Origin of the sequence: Colwellia psychrerythraea (assembly GCF_000764185.1) — a bacterium.
Lineage (GTDB): Bacteria > Pseudomonadota > Gammaproteobacteria > Enterobacterales > Alteromonadaceae > Colwellia > Colwellia psychrerythraea_B.
In genome coordinates this window covers 292,174-309,458 of record NZ_JQEC01000011.1, presented here as the reverse complement: position 1 = coordinate 309,458, position 17,285 = coordinate 292,174, and the positions used below count along the sequence as shown (strand labels likewise).

The following is a 17,285-nucleotide window of genomic DNA, read 5'->3' as shown; positions in this document are numbered from 1 at the left end:
TATAAAATAGTCAACCTAAGAAAACTGGAGAATATCATGATGAAAGGCGGAATGGGCAATTTAATGAAGCAAGCCCAACAAATGCAGGCCAAAATGGCTAAAGCTCAAGAAGAGCTGGCAAAAATGGAAGTTGTTGGTGAAGCTGGTGCTGGCATGGTTAAAGTAACGATGACAGGCAGCCACAGCGTTCGTCGTGTTGAGCTTGATGAAAGCTTAATGGACGATGATAAAGACATGATTGAAGATTTACTTGCTGCAGCTGTAAATGATGCAGTGCGTCGTGTTGAAGAGCAAAATAAAGATAAAATGGGTTCAGTAACTGGCGGTATGCAATTACCACCAGGGATGAAAATGCCTTTCTAAGCTGCTATTTATAGCGCATATAAAAAAGCTCAAGCATTGCTTGAGCTTTTTTGTTTCTAAAAGGTAATGCCTGTTGAGTTATTTGCAGACTTGGTTAAGGTAAGCCGCAGCACCGATTAAGCCCGGTTGGCTTTCAGTAATAACATAAGTAGGTGTTTGTTGGTTTAAATGAGACATACGACCCTTCATTTCAAACCTTTCTCTAAAGCCACTGTTTTTAACATAGTCAATAAAGCGAGGCACAATACCACCAGCAATATATACGCCACCAAGAGAGGCTGTTGTTAAAGCGAGATTACCAGCAAAACTACCCAGCACTTTACAAAATTGAGCCAAGGCTTGCTGACACAATGGGCAGTTGCCATTTATAGCCTGCGCGCTAATATCTTTCGCCGTTAATTTAGTTTCAGAGGCGGCTGGTGAGTCTTCACTTTTGATAACCACTAACGCCTGATATATTTGCTCTAAGCCATAGCCCGATAGCAGTTGTTCGTAAGATACTCTTTTCTTAAACGTTTTTAAGTACTGCAATATTTGAATATCAAGCTCATCAACAGGGGCAAAATCAATATGACCGCCTTCGCCGCTTAAGCAATGCCAATTGTTATCGACAGGAATTATGTTAGCCACGCCTAAGCCTGTTCCTGGTCCACAAACTGCAATAGGTTTATTCGCTATAGGTTCGCCGCCACCAATCTTTACTTTTTGTCCATCTGTTAACATGGGAATTGCCATCGCAATAGCTGTGTAATCATTGATTAGCATTAATTTGTTAAGTTTTAACTCTGCTTTAAGTTCTTTTTGAGAGAACTGCCAAGGTAAATTGGTCATCGAAATTAAATCATCATCAGCGGGACAAGCTATGGCAAGACAAGCATTGATACTGGCATTAGTCAGTTGCTTTTCTGCTAGGTACTGGCGAATTACGTCAATCAATCTTGGGAATTGTGCACATTCATAGCTAAGGATTTCTGTGATGTTATTATTTTCGGTAATCGCTAATCTGATATTTGTGCCGCCAATATCAGCAACCAGATTAATAACTTGAGTATCTTCTGAGTTCATCATCTTTTGTGTTACTTCTCGTTCAAAGGTATTTATTTTTCAACTGCGTTAGCAAATAGGCTAGTTTTTGTTAATAACGGAATCTCTGGTAATAAGTGTCGGCTCAAAAGAATGGATAATTGACATATTCTTTTGTTTATAAATGTTTTTTAATACTAATTTTGCCGCCATATGGCCCATTAAATTTACCGGGTTATCTATGGTGGTAAGCTTGGGATAGGTATGTCGTGCAAAAATAATATTATCAAAGCCGATTATTGATAGATCTTTAGGTAGGGATAGTCCTTGCTCTCTGGCATAAGTTATTGCACCAGAAGCCATCTCATCATTGGCACAAATTAAAGCGCTAAACTGCTGGTTACTATCAATGAAACATTTTAAGCCGTCACTACCACCGGTTTCTTTAAAGTCCCCCTCAAAATATAGCGTGTCACTAAAAGCTATATCATTCTCGGCAAGTGCTCTTTTATGACCCGCTAATCTGTCTTTTGAATCGGCTTTAAATTGTGGTCCCGCGATATACGCAATAGCTGAGTGGCCTTGCTCTAATACTGACTGGGTTGCTAAGTAGCCACCTAATTCATTATCTAAGCTAATGCAGTTTTCATTTAAACCTTCAACTAATCGACTCATGAAATATACCGGCATTTTACCTTTGCATAAATCAATCAGGTAAGCATCAGTCACAGCCTCGACGTGTAAGATAATGGCATCACAATTTCGGCTGATCAGAAACTCTATGCCGTCTTTTTCTTTATCTTCTTCACTGTGACCGGTGGTAATAATGACATGCTTACCAGCTGCTCTCAATTCAGCCTCGATGCCTGCCATCATCTGACCAAAGAAAGGGCCATGTAGTTCTGAAACTAATATGCCAACACTATTGCTTCTATTGGACGCTAACGATTGCGCAATAGAATTAGGGCGATAGCCTAACTCCGTCATGGCATCCTGAACTTTTTGGCGTGTTTTATCGCTGACTCGAGAGTTTTTATTTATCACCCGAGAAACAGTTGCTAAAGAAACCCCCGCCAGTTTTGAAACTTCGTATATAGTCGCCATGTTATTCCTAAGTTGCGCAATGTAGTGGTAAATACTTTGAATTGTAACGATAAAATTCTAACATGTTTGCCGATATGTTAACTAGTAGTAGTACTTAATTGTGCTTGGATTTCAACTACTTTCTGTTCTGTTAAGGTGTATTTCCGCATTACCCAAGCCACTGCAAATGAGCCTAACGCCGGTAAAACTGTAAAGGATAATAATATACCCTGTTTTGTGGCTTCTGTTTGAGCAACATCGGCCTGGTAGTTATAAAATGCTAATAACCAACCAGCTAGCGCTCCGCCAATAGCTACGCCCATTTTAATGAAAAAGATTACACCAGAGTAAACCATGCCAGTAATACGAATACCTGTTTTTTTATGGCCATAATCTATGGTGTCAGCCATTTTCGCCCATAACAGGGGCGTCGCCATATCTAAAAAGAACTTCCACGCAATAAAGGCAATATAGGCTAAAACTATTTGTTCTTCGCCAATGAAAAAACTAAATAAACATATGCTTGCTGAGATTACTTGTAGCGCGATATAAGCCTTGATCTTACAAACCCGCTTTGCTAGCGGTTGAGCTACTGCACAACCAATCATACTGGCGATAACGCCTAACGTTAAGAAGGAAGTAATTAAGTCTTCACGACCAAGAAAGTATTTCACATAATAAACGGCTAGGGTAAAGCGTAACACTTGCCCGGTTAGCAAAAATAATGCGGCCATACATAAAATACGCCATTGATCGTTTTGCCATAAAGATTGCAGGTTTTCTTTCATTGAGGATTGTTGGTTCTCTGGCGGTTTTACTCGTTCTTTAGTGCCTAAAAAACATAACAAAAACAATATTAAGCCCAGTGAACTCATTGCTATCATGGTCATCTGATAGCCTTTGGCGCTATCACCATTGCCAAAAAACTCCACCATGGGTAACGTGGCTGCAGCGACAATTACCCCCCCTAACATGCCAAAAACAAAGCGGTAAGATTGTACGGTAACTCGCTCTTTTGCATCGGCGGTTATGACACCACCGAGTGCACAATAAGGGATGTTAATGGCCGTATAGGCAATCATTAATAAGGTATAAGTGACAAAAGCATAAATTATTTTAGTATCGTCGGGTAAATCCGGCGTGGTAAAAGCCAATATGCTGATAATGGCAAAGGGGAAAGCAAGCCATAGAAGGTAGGGTCTAAACTGGCCCCATTTGGTTTTAGTATTGTCAGCAAGGTTACCCATTAGCGGGTCAGTAACCGCATCGATAATTCTAACTAAAAGAAACATGGTACCAACAGCTGCCGGTGATAGTCCCATAACATCAGTATAAAAAAGTAATAAAAACATCATTACCGTTTGAAAAATAATGTTACTGGCGGTATCGCCTAAGCCATAGGCTATTTTTTCTCTAACACTGATCATAGATAGTAAACTCTCTTTTTTTATTATTATAATTTAGCTATTTATGTTTTAACTCATTATCGTTAGCGATACCAAACTGCTATGACTAAGCTGCGACTAAATCTGCTCTACGTTGTATTAATTCATCACCTATTTGTTGATTTTGTTTACAGCTTAATGGGTATAACATCATTAACGCTGCACCGGCAAAAGCAAAGGCGGCGGGTATCCAACTCATTAGTAATTGCATGCCGGGCAAAGTGGCTTCGATAGTGGCTTTGTCCATACCATCATAACCATAGCTAGCAAGCACGACCAATACCAGTGCGCCAGCAAAACCACCACCGGTTTTTTGTACAAAGGTTCCCGCAGAGTAGATAAGGCCAGTTGCCCGGCGACCATTTTTCCATTCAGAAAAATCTGCAGAATCCCCTAACATAGTAAAAAATAACGTTGGCATCATGGCAGCAAAGAATTCAGCACTACAACCTAAGATGAAAATCGCAGTGATATTGCCCTGAGGTACCCAATAAAAAGCGGCAGTTAATAAACCACTAAGTATAAGTGCGACAATAAACAACTTGCGCTTACCCAATTTTTTGGATAAAAAACCTGTACATAAGGCGCCTAAAATAGACACCAGTAATAGTGCGATGAAGTACTTACCAATCATCAGTTCATCGCCTACTTGATATTTGAAATAATAAGCAATTGTGCCGTATTTTATGCCGTTAAACATCATGGTTAAAAAACCAATACCTAAAAGTATCAACCAAGGTTTATTGGTTAGTAGATCAACCATATCACGTTGCGTGCCACTCATATCCTCAGGCGTATTTTTGATTAAACGTTTAATCAGTATCCACATAGAAGTCATGATGATGACAAAGAATATGCCACTATAAATATCGCGATAATAGAAAAATAAGCTCATCGCTAATAAAGGCAAGATGATAAAAGGTAAGTTCTTACTTAAATCCAATAGCTCTGTTTTTAAATTGCTTGATTCATCAACGACCGTCGTTACCCGTTCTTTGGTGGTGGCAAATGTTATTACCATAAGGGCAATTAAAATACCGGCAAACATGTACATACTATATTGATAGCCTAAGGCATCATTACCGTCACCAAAATAGGCAACCAAGTCAGGTAAAAAGCCCATCACTAGTAGACCACCAGCAAAAGCGCCAGCAAAGCGAAAGCCCGATAAACTAGTGCGCTCAGTGTCGCTTGGTGTCATTACACCCATCAAAGCGGAGTAGGGCACATTATTCACAGTATAGGCGAGGGTTAAGCCAATATAGGTAACATAAGCGTAGATGAGTTTATTGCTATCAGATAAATCAGGGGTGGTGAAACATAACACCATAAATAAAGCTAAAACGGGCGTTGACCATAATATCCAGGGGCGAAACTTACCCCAGCGGGTATTAGTACGATCGGCAATCATGCCCATAATGATATCGGTAACGCCATCAGATAAACGTACCACTAAAAATAACATGGCGGCGGCAGCAGCCGTTAAACCAAAAGTGTCGGTATAAAACACCGCTAAGTAGGCTAAAGCACCGCGCCAAACTAAATTAGCGGCAGCATCGCCTGTGGCGTAACCTACTTTTTCATAAAAGGGAATTTTACTCATTTGCTTTTTATCCTTTAACTGCGAACCACTTTAGGCATAAAAGTCGGTTTATCTATTTGTTATTAAGTCATTATAGGCAAGTCCGCTGGCTTTAATTGTTCTTACCTGAGTATCGTAATCGACGTGAACTATGCCAAAGCGTTTTAAATAACCTTCCGCCCATTCAAAATTGTCCATTAAACTCCAAGCAAAATAGCCATTAACTTGTACACCTTGTTCAATAGCGTCATTTACTGCATTAAGGTGGTTTTGGTAATAATCAATCCTGCCTATATCATTTACAGCACCATCAACTAGTTTATCAGCCATTGCCGCGCCATTTTCAGTGATGTAGATAGCGGGAAGTGAGTATTTTTCATTGAGTGATACCAATAACTCAGTAAAAGCTTTTGGATAAATCTCCCAACCTATGTCGGTTCTAGGCTCTGGAGCATCTATTTGAAAAAAGTGCTCGTCACTATTTGCGCGGTAAATAGAGCGGGTGTAGAAGTTAACCCCTAAAAAATCTATTGCGTGAGTAATTATTTCCATATCCCCCTCAAGTACTTCAGGGTGATGTTCTGCGGGTAGCTGTGACATTATCTCTGGATATTCACCGTCAAATAATGGCTTGATATACCATTGATTAAAATAATCATCAGCAAAATCTGATGCCTTTATATCAGCTTCTGAATCAGATTCAGGGTAACAAGGCGTAAAGTTGAGCACTATACCATTTTTGCTATTTGGGCTGTTTTTTTCCAGTACTTGCATAGCTAAACCATGGGCAAGTAATAGATGGTGTGCAGCCTTCTTACCAAACTCTTTACCGACAATACCCGGAGCATGAATACCGGCTTCATAGCCTAAAAAAGCACTGCAAAAAGGTTCGTTGAGCGTAGCATAGGAATAAACCCTATCGCCAAAAGCTTTTGAAATTAAATCTGCATAATCTCTAAACTTATAAGCCGTTGCTCTATTTAACCAGCCACCTTCGTCTTCAAGGTGTTGTGGTAGATCCCAATGATAAAGCGTGACAAAAGCTTTAATGTTACGGCGTTGTAATTCGTTTAAAATATCAAGGTAGAAATCAACACCTTGTTGATTTAACTCTCCGGACTCGGTGATAACTCGTGGCCAAGAAATAGATAATCTATAAGCATCAACGCCTAACGATTCAATTAATTCAATATCTTGTTGCCAAAGATTGTAATGATCGCAGGCAATTAAGCCATTTGAACCATCAGCAACTTTACCTGCAGTATCACAAAATGTGTCCCAGATACATGGTAGGCGATTATTTTCTCCGCCCTCTATCTGAAATGAAGCGGTTGCTACACCATAAATGAAATCTTGAGATAACATTTTAGATTGAGCGGGTAGAGTAAGTTTGACAGTCATTAACTTTATACCTATGTCTTTAAGCCAACTGAGTTTGGCGATTATCTTAATTTATTTTTATATAAGCACTTATAAAAAAGGTTGAAAAAAGTAACTAGATGTTCTTTAATGCTCAATGTAAGCGCTTACATTTAGATTAGAGCTTTATAAGAGTTAGGTCAACCACTTTCACTCTGTTTTAATTTCAATCAAATTAAACTTTTGAAAATATTGGTTTATCTTTCTTTATTTAGCCGTTTTTACTTGGCGGCTGATTCGTCAATGGTGAGTAAAATAATTAAAACAACACACACATACAGAAGAGGAAATTATGGCAATGCATTCAAATTCAGGTACTTTCAATCAGGTGAGCGATGCGCCGCAAAACAATAACTTTGCTTTTGCACTAACGTCATTAACCTCGTTATTTTTTATGTGGGGCTTTATTACCTGTTTAAATGATATTTTGATCCCGCATTTAAAAGGTGTATTTGATTTATCTTATAGCCAGGCAATGTTGGTACAGTTTTGTTTTTTTGGCGCCTACTTCTTAGTTTCACTGCCCGCAGGCGCAATAGTAAAAAGGCTAGGTTATCAAAAAGGTATTGTTTTAGGACTAGTGATAGCAGCCATTGGTTGTTTATGCTTTTATCCCGCAGCAAGCATGCACAGTTACCAGGTTTTTTTAATGGCATTATTTATATTGGCCAGTGGTATTACCTTGTTGCAAGTATCAGCTAATCCATACGTCAGTATGTTAGGCGATGCTAAAACGGCTTCATCTCGTTTAACCATGACACAAGCTTTTAATGCCTTAGGTACTACTGTAGCGCCATTTTTTGGCGCCTTGTTGATTTTAAATGAAGCGGCGGATGCACTATCTGCCCAAGCGTCAGCAGAAGCAGTACAAATGCCATATGTTTTTCTAGCTGCCATGTTATTGGGGCTTGCCGCTATTTTTGCTTGGTTAAAATTACCTAACTTATCTCCAGTTGAAGAAGATGAAAAAGCTCAAGATGATGGTAGTGCGTGGCAATATCGTCATTTAGTACTCGGCGCTGTTGGTATTTTCGTTTATGTGGGTGCTGAAGTCTCTATCGGTAGCTTTTTAGTTAGCTTCTTTGCTGATCCTAATATTGCCGGTCTAGAAGAGTCGCAAGCGGCAAAATATATCGCCTATTATTGGGGGGGCGCCATGGTTGGTCGTTTTATCGGTGCCGCCGTTATGCAAAAAATTGCTGCAGGTAAAGCGCTATGTTTTAACGCAGCACTGGCCGTTATCTTGATTTTAGTGGCGGTATTCTCATCTGGCACTCTTGCCATGGTGGCAATTTTACTGGTTGGTTTATGCAACTCAATTATGTTCCCAACAATTTTTAGTTTAGCTATTCAAGGTTTAGGTAAACATACCAGTCAAGCTTCAGGTATTTTATGTTTAGCTATTGTTGGCGGGGCAATTATTCCACTTGTTCAAGGACTGCTAGCTGACAGTGTTGGTGTGCAGCCGGCGTTTATCTTACCTATATTTTGCTATTTCTTTATTGCTTATTATGGTCTATCAGGTAGTAAAGTAAAAGCAATTGCCAAATAAGAGCTGGTCATCACTAGTCTTTTAGCTAATAACATGAATAAGAAGTAACACTATGATAAAAAATAATTTAATTATGGCTCGGCTAAAAAGCCAAACGTTTAAAGGTAATAAGCTTAAAATCAGCATACTTTGCTTGGCTATAACCTCTGTACTTGTTGGTTGTAATGGCTGTAATGGCAATAAGCAAGAGGCTGTAGCTACATCATCACAACCAGCCGTATCATCAACCAATATTGGCATTTGGCCAAAACTTAATATAGCGGTTAAAGCGGATGCCGACATTGAAGCAAAAGTTGCAGCTTTACTGGCGACAATGACCCTTGAGCAAAAAGTAGCACAAATGATCCAACCAGAAATACGCGATATCACGGTAGAAGATATGCGTAAATATGGCTTTGGCTCATACCTAAATGGCGGTGGCGCTTTTCCAAATAATGATAAACATGCCACGCCAAGTGATTGGGTTAACCTAGCGGAAGCTATGTACCAAGCATCAATCGATGACAGTTTAGATGGTAACCGTATTCCTACTATGTGGGGCACAGATGCGGTGCACGGACATAATAATGTTATTGGTGCTACTTTGTTTCCTCATAATATTGCTTTAGGGGCAACAAATAATCCTGAGTTGATAGAAAAAATTGCTGCGATCACGGCAACTGAAGTGATGGTCACTGGCATTGACTGGGTTTTTGCTCCAACCGTTGCTGTTGTGCGAGATGATCGTTGGGGCAGAACGTATGAAGGTTACTCTGAAGATCCTGAGATTGTCAGAGAATACTCTGCTGCCATAGTAAAAGGTTTGCAGGGTGCGGCAGATAAAGACTTTCTCGGTGATAAACGTGTTATCAGCACAGTAAAGCATTTTATTGGCGACGGTGGCACCCTGGGCGGTGATGACCAAGGCAACAATGTTTCATCAGAGCAAGCGTTACTCGATATTCATGGTCAAGGTTACGTTGGTAGTTTAACGGCTGGCGCACAATCGGTGATGGCCTCTTTCAATAGTTGGCACGGCAGTAAAGTTCATGGCAATAAGTACTTATTAACCGATGTATTGAAAGGCACAATGGGCTTTGATGGTTTTGTTGTTGGTGACTGGAATGGTCATGGACAAGTCAAAGGCTGTTCAAATGAAAGTTGTGCACAAGCTGTAAATGCCGGTTTAGATATTTTTATGGTGCCAACGGATGCATGGCAGCCGCTGTATGAAAATACTATTGCACAAGTTAACAGTGGTGAAATTTCACAAACACGTATTGATGATGCCGTCAGTAGAATTCTACGGGTTAAGTTCAGAGCTGGCCTTTTTGATAAACCCAGCCCAGTAAATAGAGCTTTATCAGGAGAAACACATTTAATTGGCGCTATTGAGCACAGAGAAGTTGCCCGACAAGCTGTAAGAGAGTCGTTAGTTTTACTTAAAAATAAAGGCAATGTCTTACCTTTGTCAGCCAAGCAAAATATTCTAGTGGCTGGCGATGGTGCTGATAATATTGGCAAGCAATCGGGTGGTTGGACGATAACTTGGCAGGGCACTAATAACTTCAATGACGATTTTCCGGGTGGCAGCTCTATTTATCAGGGTATTGAACAAAAGGTGAAAGCACAAGGTGGTAAAGTTGAGCTAAATGTTGATGGACATTATAAAAATAAGCCTGATGTCGCTATTGTGGTTTTTGGTGAAGAGCCTTATGCCGAAGGCGTTGGTGATATTGAAAACCTAGAATACCAACAAGGTGTTAAACAAGACCTTGCCTTGTTAAAGCGTCTTAAAGCCGATGGTATTAAGGTCGTTTCTCTGTTTATTAGTGGTCGTCCATTGTGGGTTAATGCTGAGCTGAATGCCTCTGATGCGTTTGTCGCGGTATGGCTACCTGGCTCAGAAGGTGTGGCTGTCGCTGATGTACTTTTTAGTAAAGAAAACGGTGAATTAAACTATGATTTTACCGGTAAGTTATCCTACTCTTGGCCGGCAAGTGCTAATCAAGCTCAGGTCAATCGTTTTGATGAGAATTATCAGCCATTGTTGCCTTACGGTTTTGGTTTAAACTATGGTGAGCCAAATGTCTTAACAGATGATTTAAACGTTATTACTGAGAACACCACGGCAAGTTTAGCCAGTATTACCTTGTTTGAAAGCTCGGTAAAATCACCATGGAAAATGATGATTTCTGATAGCCACACTACCAGCAGTATGACCAGTAGTATCATTGAAAATAAAGCGCTGTATTTGCGTACTATCGATAGAGATGTGCAAGAAGATGCTAGAAGAGTATTATTTAATGGTTCTGAAAAGGGCCTGCTTGCTTTTACCAGTAGTTCTACCACTGACCTATCACCCTATGGCAAAGCGAATTCGACCCTAGAGCTAACTGTGCGTTTGACGGAAAAGCAAAACTTAGCAGAGCAACAGGCCATTTATTTAGCAATGCTTTGTGGAGAGCAGTGCCAAGGTAAAGTTAATATAACAAAGCAACTGTCATTATTAGCGGTTAATCAATGGCACACTTTGAATATTGACTTAAACTGTTTTGTAAAAAGTGGCGCTGATTTGAGTAACATTCTTAGTCCATTTTCATTGCAGACAGCAGCACCATTAAACATAGATTTCACAAATGTCTATATTCGACCTGGTAACCTCGAGCAAGCGACTATTTCTTGTCAGTAATCATTATGTCGGTGTAGTAATTAAGTCAGCTGAATATGTATTGCTAATATTTAGCTGATTTTTATTAGTCTCATTTATTTCATTGCCTCATCAAACAGATAGTCAGCTTGATGGAGTAATAAAATCAACCAACAACTACCTCGCTCGTTCAATAATACTTATCCGTCATCAATATTGGTGCTGGAAGTATCGTGATTTCTCAAAATGTTAAATCCTGCTTATCAAAAGCTAAGCTGACTATAATTAAGTGATGAATACTCTTAAAGTAGTCTGTTTTGTACTTTTTTTCTCGGCTATGTATGCTTCGGCTGCGACGATGAAGGTTTGTATTGATCATTATCCCCCTTTACAGATCCTTACAGGTGAACCTAAAGGGGAAAGTATTGCAGTATTAGAAGTCTTAGCAACATTGCTTGGTCATGATGTTGAGTATATACCAGGGCCCAATTTTGCTCGTTGTTTGCGCATGTTAGAGTTAGGACAAGTTGATGTTTTAGCCGGTCTAGTGGATGATCCAGCGAGGCGAACATTTGCTCATTTTGTACCTTATCAAGAGGATGATAGTTATATATTTGTTAGTCGTATCGATACGGCGGATATTGTTAGTTTTGGTGATTTAGAAAAGCATGTGGTTGGTATAACAAAACATACTAAGTACTTTAAAGAGCTTGAGTTTGCGCAAGACATTAGTAAGGTGATAATAAAGGATATTGCAACGGGCTTGAAAATGTTACTGCTCAAACGTATTGATGTAATCGTTACGTCTGCGCCAATATTACAAAGTATTCAAAATGAATTAGGGAATATAGATGATAAAATTAAGGTAAACCCTTATAGCTATAATACTTCGAGGCAACTCTGTTTTGGTTTTAGTAAAAACAGTAAACTTATTTTTACTGCAGATGAAATGTTTAAAATCAAACAGGCTGCTCAGCAACAAGTCTTCTCAAAAGCGATTGAACAATTTATTATTGCTAACCCTGAACTATATTCTCATGTTGACTCCTCTCTAATAATGACTAATAAGGCCAAGCAAAATAATTTCGATTGATTACCGTGCATGTATAAACCTTAACCTAAATGACTAGCAGCAGTTAAGTAGAGCTCCCCCTAGTATCAAAAGGGAACTTCAAAATAAACTGTGCGCCATTTCCTAACTCACTAACACAATCAATAGTGCCTTTTAATGATTGTGTTACCAGGTTGAAACAATATGCATGCCTAAGCCACTATTGCCTTTATTACGCTTAGTAGTGAAAAATGGTTCAAATATTTTTTCTCTGTCTTCGTCTTTTATACCACTACCCGAGTCAATATAATTTAACAGTAAAAATTGCCCAGAGGAGGTCATTTCGATAGTAATATTTCTGGTGTTGCTGCTTTCAAAACCATGGATAATAGAGTTCATTACCAAGTTGGTTATTATTTGTGTTAAAACACTGGGATCGCCCCAAAGAGTAATATCGTCAGCACATATCAAGGATAAGGTGCATTGCTTCTCTTTTAATACGGACTGCAAACTACTCAGTAATTTATTGGTATATATTTTCACCTTATATAAACGAAGGTTTTTATTTGATTGATCAACGGCAACCAATTTGAAATTGCTGACCAAGTCAGCTGAACGCTGTAAGTTTGCATTAATTAAGCAGGTACTAATTTTGTCTGCTAACTACGCAATCCTTAATCGATAAATGCCTTGCTTAATTAAAATAATTAGTTTTAAATACTGATGTGGAAGCGCTTACATTTGTCAATGGCTTATTTATTTTATAAGCCATTGAAGTAGAGGAGTGGCAAACAATCAAGGGGGTGACAATGGATGAAATATTTGCTCCTTTTATAGTTAAATCGTAAGGTGTGTTCACGTTAAAATTTTTGGATGTGAAATTATTCCTGATAGTGCTTAACTGGCGACCTATAGTTGCCAAAACTGACTAATATCTTTTATGCGGGGGAGCCATGAGTAAAGTCATTAAAAATATTGTTATCGTAGGTGGAGGCACCGCAGGTTGGTTAACCGCAGGTGTGATTGCCGCAGAGCATAATTCAAAGTCTGCATCGGGTTTGCAAGTAACTTTAATCGAGTCGCCTGAAGTTAATACTGTTGGTGTGGGTGAGGGAACTTGGCCAACCATGCGAGAAACCTTAGATAAAATTGGCATAAATGAAACTGATCTGTTTAGAGAATGTGAAGCCTCTTTTAAACAGGGGGCCAAATTTTCCAAGTGGGTTACCGGCGCTGAAGACGACTATTATTATCACCCGTTGGTCTTACCTCAAGGTTATACCAAAACAGACCTAGTATTCCCTTGGCAGAAACATAGAGGCGAAATTTCATTTGCTGATGCTGTCAGTTATCAAGGGCATATCTGTGAACAAGGCCGCGCACCTAAACTCATTTCAACACCTGAATATGCCGGCATAGCAAATTATGCTTATCATCTTAATGCGGTTAAATTAGGTCAGTTTTTGCGAAAACACTGTATTGAAAAACTAGGCGTTAAACATGTTGTTGACCATGTAGCTGAAATAAACTCAGCTGACAATGGTGATATTGACTCAGTTCTAACAAAAGAGCACGGTGATATTACTGGCGATTTATTTATCGACTGCTCAGGTTTTTCTTCAATATTATTAGGTAAACACTTTAAGGTGCCTTTTATTAGCAAAAAGCATATTTTGTTTAATGATACTGCCTTAGCAGTACAAGTGCCTTATCCTGACGAAAATAGTGACATTGCTTCGCATACTATATCAACAGCGCAAAGCTCAGGCTGGATTTGGGATATAGGTTTACCTTCAAGAAGAGGGGTAGGTTATGTTTACTCAAGCGACCATACCAATGAAAAAGATGCTGAAGTAGAGCTACGCGCTTATATTGAATCTTCTATTGGCAAAGCTGAAACAGATAAACTTAACATAAGAAAAATTAGCTTTAATCCCGGACATAGAGAAAAGTTTTGGCATAAAAACTGTGTCGCTATCGGCATGGCTTCTGGGTTTTTAGAGCCACTTGAAGCTTCTGCCTTAGTTTTAGTTGAGCTAGCGGCAGCAAAAATAAGTCGTGAAATGCCAGCAACACGCGAAACCATGGACATAGTCGCCAAACGTTATAATAGACAATTCCTCTATCGTTGGCAGCGCATTATAGAATTTTTAAAGCTGCACTATATTTTAACTAAAAGATCCGACTCTGCTTATTGGCGAGATAATTGTAATGCTGAAACGATCCCTGAAAGTCTGCAAGAGTTATTAACCTTATGGGAGCATCAGCCACCAGGGCCGCAAGACTTCCACCATGTTGAAGAGGTTTTTCCTTCTTCAAGTTGGCAATATGTGCTCTATGGCATGGGCTTTGAAACACAAGAAAGTGAAGTGTCGCGCAAGTTCGTCAATGAAGAAATGGCGCATCAGTTCTTTAGTGAAAATGTCCAGCTTACTAAAAAGTACTTATCGGCATTACCCAGTAATAGAGAGTTGATTAATAAAATTAAACAATATGGTATGCATAAGATTTAGCTATTTTAATGAAGGTAGTGAGCAATATTCTGATAAATAATAGAGGTATTGTCATAGTCTTGGTGATACTTAAGTAAGTACTACCAAGGCCATGGCAAGTAAAACTTCTACGCTATCAATTCTTCTTTATCCATACGCTAGTGGTTTGAACGACAATATTGGTCTAAGAAAATTTGATGTGAAGGTAGGTCTGCGACTGCCTTATCAATTGTCTGTCTTATATCGCTTAAGAATTTATCGAGTTCGTGTGGCTTCATAATCGCGGCAATTTGATGATATTGTTCAGGATAAACACCTTGCCCCAACATGACTTGTGCCCATGAATCAACACGGAATAATTCGCCTTCAGAGGTGAAAATCCGGCCAGTCTCTTTGAATAAATCTAATCTTTGTTTAAGTGAATCAGGTATTTCCATACCTTTGCAGTACTGCCAAAACGGTGTGTCAGCTCTCTGGGTTGCATGGTAATGTAAAATAATAAAGTCTCGAATATGTTCAAGTTCACTGGTGAGTTGTTGATTATATTCGTTAACAGCAGAAGGGCTTATCCCTTCGAAAGGAAATAGTCGAATTAGGCGTAAAACACCTGACATGATCAAATGAATACTGGTTGATTCCAATGGCTCTAAGAAGCCGCTAGATAAACCTAAAGCAACACAGTTTTTATTCCAGCCTTTCCTTCTACGGCCAGTCTTAAACTTAATCACTCTTGGTTGGTTAATTGGCTCGCCTTCAATGTTATCTATCAAAAAGGTTTTGGCATCATCATCAGCTAAGTACTTACTGCAAAACACTAAACCATTACCTACTCTATGTTGTAATGGAATACGCCATTGCCAGCCGCTTTCACGGGCGATAGAACGGGTGTAAGGCAAGGGTGCTGATACCGACTTTGTTTGTACGGCTACAGCACTGTCACAGGGCAACCAGTGTGACCAATCTTCATAACCAGTATGTAAGGCTTTTTCGATGAGTAAACCAACAAAACCAGTACAATCTATAAATAACTGACCTTCAATAACATTGCCATTGGCAAGTTGTAGTGATTTAATTTCACCCGTTTTACTATCTTTGGCTACGTCGATAATTTTACCTTCTATGCGTTTAACACCATGATCCTCGGCAAAAGTGCGTAAAAACTTTGCATAGAGAGTAGCGTCTAAATGATAGGAATAATTTAAGCCCTTTTTAGAAAGGGCGAATTTTTCAGCTTTAGCTGCTTGAATTTCAGGAGAGTAATGATCAAAGGCGAATTCAATGTTGTTTTGTTTGCCGTGTAACCAAAAATGCTGAAACTCTCCAGCCCAACATTCTTTTCCTACACGGCCAAAACCATGCATATATTCATCATCGCCCTTTTTCCAGTTTTCAAAGTTAATACCTAATTTGAACGTTGCATGCGTTGCTTTCATGAAGGCTTGTTCATTGATCCCCAGTAGACGATGAAATGCGGTTAGAGTCGGGATTGCTGCTTCACCAACACCGACAGTAGCAATTCCGTCTGACTCTACTAAGGTGATATCAAAGGATTTACCTAACAACTTTGACAATGAAGCTGCTGACATCCAACCGGCAGTTCCGCCACCAGCAACAACTATTTTAGTGATTTTTTGATTATTCATTTAAACCTCAAAACATGGGTTGTCATTAACAGGCAAACTATTGCTTATTTTTTAAATCGACTAAGCGTTGAATATTGTCCAAAGAGGCAGTAATGAAATAGGCTACTCTTAACAGGCCAGAGCTATGCAGTTCAGTCAGGGCATCACCACTAAGCTGGGAAAGCTTTTCTTCGTTTAGGGTATAATTGCCTTGCAGAGAAATTTTTTCACCATTGTTTAATTCAATATTTAAAGCAACAGGTTCAATTAAATCATTTTTCAAGAAAGCGGCCAACATTTCTTGGTTTAGTTGTGAACCTTCATGCAGTGTTTTTAATGATTGGTTTACTTGCTGGAGGTAAGGACTAGCCTGACCATCTTCTAAAAATATTGGCTCACCACTTTTTTTGTTTACTCGAGGGTTGTCCATATCAATGGCGACTATTGGCTGTCTAACATTTTCGCCGTTTTCTTCTTTTTCTTCAAAACCAATAATGAAAGGGCCTTTTTTAATCATCGCCGGGATATAGCTGGCTTGCCAACCGTTATTAATATATTGGTTCTCACCAGCAACTAAACCAAGTAATACCACACTTTGAAATTGACCTGTTTCAGGGTTTTTAATAAATAGAATAGGGTAGTCACGTTGTGCTGCTTTAATTTCGTTAGGGAATATCAAGGCACTGTTAATGTTTTCTGAAAATTCATCGTCAAAATGGGTGATAACTTTAATGTATTTGTGGTTTTTATTATCGAGAATGTCGTGATTAGCCATGGAAAATCCTATAGATGAATGTTACTTAATAAAGGTTTTTATTTATTTTAGATAGCACTAGTTTTAACAGTTTTAAGTAATTTTTTATAAAAGGATCTGGCAGAAAGATCACTTTATAAAAAATCATTTAGCTTTTTCTTGTTCTTCTAGGAGCTGAGTATTTATATACTAAATAAAAATAAACCGCCAAATTTTTAGGCTTAGCGGCTTATTAATCGGTAACGCTTAATTTTTAGTTATTCGTTAAAA

The 17,285-nt window shown here is 39.0% G+C and carries 13 protein-coding genes; 5 read left to right on the top strand and 8 right to left on the bottom strand.

Annotated elements, in window-relative coordinates:
- Positions 1 to 33 precede the first annotated feature (33 nt).
- A complete protein-coding gene (locus tag GAB14E_RS16830; protein WP_197061163.1) occupies positions 34 to 363 on the top strand; it encodes a YbaB/EbfC family nucleoid-associated protein in 330 nt (109 codons plus the stop codon).
- A gap of 78 nt (positions 364 to 441) precedes the next feature.
- On the opposite strand, the gene GAB14E_RS16835 is transcribed toward GAB14E_RS16830, so the two are convergent.
- The 5 genes from GAB14E_RS16835 to GAB14E_RS16855 all read right to left on the bottom strand — a co-directional run bounded on the left by GAB14E_RS16835 (position 442) and on the right by GAB14E_RS16855 (position 6,897).
- Positions 442 to 1,431: a glucokinase gene (locus GAB14E_RS16835; RefSeq protein ID WP_033081258.1), complete on the bottom strand. Its 990-nt coding sequence runs from the start codon at positions 1,429 to 1,431 to the stop codon at positions 442 to 444.
- Between the two features lie 57 nt (positions 1,432 to 1,488).
- Complete coding sequence (locus tag GAB14E_RS16840) at positions 1,489 to 2,490, bottom strand: LacI family DNA-binding transcriptional regulator (protein WP_033081257.1); 1,002 nt, start codon at positions 2,488 to 2,490, stop codon at positions 1,489 to 1,491.
- Positions 2,491 to 2,567: 77 nt separating this feature from the next.
- Positions 2,568 to 3,896 carry a glycoside-pentoside-hexuronide (GPH):cation symporter gene (locus GAB14E_RS16845; RefSeq protein WP_033081256.1) on the bottom strand — a complete coding sequence of 443 codons (1,329 nt, stop codon included), beginning with the start codon at positions 3,894 to 3,896 and terminating at the stop codon, positions 2,568 to 2,570.
- A gap of 85 nt (positions 3,897 to 3,981) precedes the next feature.
- Positions 3,982 to 5,517, bottom strand: coding sequence for an MFS transporter (locus tag GAB14E_RS16850; RefSeq protein WP_033081255.1), 1,536 nt, complete (start codon positions 5,515 to 5,517; stop codon positions 3,982 to 3,984).
- A 48-nt stretch (positions 5,518 to 5,565) separates the two neighbouring features.
- Entirely contained in the window at positions 5,566 to 6,897 is a 1,332-nt protein-coding gene (locus GAB14E_RS16855; protein ID WP_033081254.1) for a GH1 family beta-glucosidase, read from the bottom strand.
- A 310-nt stretch (positions 6,898 to 7,207) separates the two neighbouring features.
- Here GAB14E_RS16855 and GAB14E_RS16860 point away from each other — a divergent pair, with 310 nt between their 5' ends.
- The 3 genes from GAB14E_RS16860 to GAB14E_RS16870 all read left to right on the top strand — a co-directional run bounded on the left by GAB14E_RS16860 (position 7,208) and on the right by GAB14E_RS16870 (position 12,189).
- Positions 7,208 to 8,467: a sugar MFS transporter gene (locus GAB14E_RS16860; RefSeq protein ID WP_033081253.1), complete on the top strand. Its 1,260-nt coding sequence runs from the start codon at positions 7,208 to 7,210 to the stop codon at positions 8,465 to 8,467.
- Positions 8,468 to 8,519: 52 nt separating this feature from the next.
- Positions 8,520 to 11,138: a glycoside hydrolase family 3 protein gene (locus tag GAB14E_RS16865; RefSeq protein WP_081967733.1), complete on the top strand. Its 2,619-nt coding sequence runs from the start codon at positions 8,520 to 8,522 to the stop codon at positions 11,136 to 11,138.
- A 250-nt stretch (positions 11,139 to 11,388) separates the two neighbouring features.
- Entirely contained in the window at positions 11,389 to 12,189 is an 801-nt protein-coding gene (locus tag GAB14E_RS16870) for a substrate-binding periplasmic protein (protein WP_081967732.1), read from the top strand.
- A gap of 144 nt (positions 12,190 to 12,333) precedes the next feature.
- Here GAB14E_RS16870 and GAB14E_RS16875 read toward each other — a convergent pair whose 3' ends face one another.
- Entirely contained in the window at positions 12,334 to 12,735 is a 402-nt protein-coding gene (locus GAB14E_RS16875; protein WP_033081251.1) for a sensor histidine kinase, read from the bottom strand.
- 365 nt (positions 12,736 to 13,100) lie between these two features.
- On the opposite strand from GAB14E_RS16875, the gene GAB14E_RS16880 reads away from it, so the two are divergent.
- Complete coding sequence (locus GAB14E_RS16880; protein WP_033081250.1) at positions 13,101 to 14,660, top strand: tryptophan halogenase family protein; 1,560 nt, start codon at positions 13,101 to 13,103, stop codon at positions 14,658 to 14,660.
- 137 nt (positions 14,661 to 14,797) lie between these two features.
- Here the strand turns inward: GAB14E_RS16880 and GAB14E_RS16885 are convergent, their stop codons facing one another.
- Complete coding sequence (locus tag GAB14E_RS16885; protein ID WP_033081249.1) at positions 14,798 to 16,282, bottom strand: tryptophan halogenase family protein; 1,485 nt, start codon at positions 16,280 to 16,282, stop codon at positions 14,798 to 14,800.
- Between the two features lie 37 nt (positions 16,283 to 16,319).
- Positions 16,320 to 17,036: a SapC family protein gene (locus GAB14E_RS16890; RefSeq protein ID WP_033081248.1), complete on the bottom strand. Its 717-nt coding sequence runs from the start codon at positions 17,034 to 17,036 to the stop codon at positions 16,320 to 16,322.
- Positions 17,037 to 17,285: the final 249 nt, after the last annotated feature.